We start from the raw sequence: 1,806 nt of genomic DNA, 5'->3' as shown, positions 1-1,806 counted from the left end.
GCCGACACCTCCACCCCCTTCTGGTCGCAGCCCGCAAGCGCCAGAACGATCGCCGTTCCCGCCGTCAGAATGATGGTTGTCCGCATAGCCGCCCCCTGAGTTCCTGCTCGACAGATTGGCCCGCTTTGATGCTCCGGACCAGCCTGCCTGGCCGGAATCCCAAAACTGATCCGCAGGTTATGCGCGGGGCTCGATCAAGTCCCAGGCGTTGCCGTACAGGTCCTCGAACACCACGACCTTGCCATAGGGTTCGTGGCGCGGGGCCTCGCGAAAATGGACACCAGCCGCCAGCCAGGCGGCATGGTCGCGTACAAGGTCGTCTGTCTCAAGGAACAGCCAGACCCGGTCGCCGGCCTGGGAGCCGATCCGCGCCGTCTGCTCGGCCGTCGTCGCGCGGGCCAGCAGCACAGACGTCTCGCCACCGTTCGGCGTGACCCTGACCCACCGCTTGCCTCCGCCCATGTCGGTGTCCTCCGACAGGTCGAAACCCAGTTTGCCGACATAGAAGGCGATAGCCTCGTCATAGTCCCGGACCAGCAGGCTGACGGCACCGATCCGGCTCATGGGTTCAGAGCCGTGCGCGGACGGCGGCCAGGACCGCCTCGGTGGTGATTCCGAACTTTTCGTACAGCACCTCGGCAGGGGCGGAGGCGCCGAAGCCGGTCATGCCGATGAAGGCGCCGTCCTCGCCGATGAACCGCTCCCAGCCCTGCTTGACGCCGGCCTCGACCGCGACGCGGACGGTGCCACGGCCGATCACAGAGGCCTGGTAGGCGGCGTCCTGTTGTTCGAACAGGGCCCAGCAGGGGGCCGAGACGACGCGGGTGGGCGTGCCTTCGGCCTCCAGCGTCTCGGCGGCGGCGAGCGCCAGGGGGACTTCAGTGCCTGTGGCGAACAGGGTCACCTTCGCCTCGCCCGACGCGGCCTTCAGCTCATAGGCACCCTTGGCCGACAGGTTCTCGTCGGAGGCCGCGATCCGCACCGCCTCCGTCTTCTGACGCGACAGGCACAGGGCCGAGGGGGCCGTCGATGTCTGCAGCGCGATCTGCCAGCACTCCATGGCTTCGACGGTGTCGGCCGGGCGGAAGGTCAGCAGGTTGGGAATGGCCCGCAGCGCCGCCAGGTGCTCGACCGGCTGGTGGGTCGGGCCGTCTTCACCAAGGCCGATCGAATCGTGGGTCAGGACATGGATGACCCGCACCCCCATCAGCGCCGCCATCCGGATCGCCGAGCGGCTGTAGTCCGAGAACACCATGAAGGTGCCGCCGTAGGGAATGACCCCGCCGTGCAGCGCCATCCCGGTCATGGCCGTGGCCATGCCGAACTCGCGGATGCCCCAGTTCACATAGCGCCCTTGATAGGTCGGGGCGTCGAAGATGGGGGTGTCCTTGACGAAGGTGTTGTTCGAGCCCGTCAGGTCGGCCGAGCCGCCGATCAGTTCCGGCACCGCGCCGAACAGCTGGTCGAGCGCCGCGCCCGACGACTGGCGCGTGGCCTGGGCGGGTTTGGTCTCGACCAGTTCGGCGATCTTGGCGTTCAGGGCGTCGAAGGCCGATTCCGGCAGGTCGCCCTTCATGGCGCGTGTGAAGTCCGCCGCCTGCGAAGAGGCGGCTAATCGGTCTTCCCAGGCCTTGCGCGCCTTGACGCCCTGCTTGCCGATCTTCTTCCAGGCCTTGTCGATGTTTTCCGGCAGGTCGAACGGCTCGTGCGTCCAGGACAGGCCCAGCCGGGTGGCGGCGATCTCGGCAGCCCCCAGGGCGGCGCCGTGGGTCTTGTGGCTGCCTTCCATGGTGGCGGCGCCCTTGC

General features: G+C 68.0%; 2 protein-coding genes. Both read right to left on the bottom strand.

Annotation, left to right across the window (positions count from 1 at the left end):
• Positions 1 to 177: 177 nt before the first annotated feature.
• Positions 178 to 564, bottom strand: coding sequence for a VOC family protein (locus JHC99_RS18625; RefSeq protein ID WP_292156184.1), 387 nt, complete (start codon positions 562 to 564; stop codon positions 178 to 180).
• Between the two features lie 4 nt (positions 565 to 568).
• On the bottom strand, positions 569 to 1,806 hold a 1,238-nt coding region (locus JHC99_RS18620), incomplete at its 5' end, for a transketolase C-terminal domain-containing protein (protein ID WP_292156183.1).

Origin of the sequence: Brevundimonas sp. (assembly GCF_016463485.1) — a bacterium.
GTDB lineage: Bacteria > Pseudomonadota > Alphaproteobacteria > Caulobacterales > Caulobacteraceae > Brevundimonas.
This window is presented reverse-complemented; position numbering and strand designations above follow the sequence as displayed.